The organism is Dysgonomonas mossii, from assembly GCF_004569505.1.
In the GTDB taxonomy this organism is placed as follows: Bacteria; Bacteroidota; Bacteroidia; order Bacteroidales; family Dysgonomonadaceae; genus Dysgonomonas.
The window spans coordinates 1-404 of record NZ_SPPK01000107.1; the positions used below are offsets into that span (position 1 = coordinate 1).

Sequence of the window (404 nt, forward strand, 5' to 3'; positions counted from 1 at the left end):
GCTGGACACGATCATGGAGATGCACCGCATGAAGAGCGGAGCACTGGTGCGCGCCTCGGTGCGCATGGGCGCATTGTGCGCCCTGCCCGAGGACGCCTCGAGCGCCGCGCTGTACGCGGCGCTCGACCGCTACAGCAGCTGTTTCGGCCTGGCCCTGCAGGTGGTGGACGACATTCTCGACGCGACGGCGGACGCCGGGGTGCTGGGCAAGACCCCCGGCAAGGATGCGGCGGCGCGCAAGCCGACCTGCGCATCGGCCATGGGTTTGCCGGCCGCGCGCCGCTGCGCGCTGGACTTGCTGCGCAACGCCGCAGAGGCCCTCGCTCCGCTGGGGCCGCGCGCGGGCCAGCTGGTGCAGATGCTGCAGCGTGCCCATGCCCACCTGCCCGCACATGCGCCGGGCC

The 404-nt window shown here is 73.0% G+C and carries 1 protein-coding gene; it reads left to right on the top strand.

Annotated elements, in window-relative coordinates:
- Positions 1-404, top strand: a 404-nt coding sequence (locus E4T88_RS17645; protein ID WP_185146765.1) for a polyprenyl synthetase family protein, incomplete at both ends; no start/stop codon positions are given.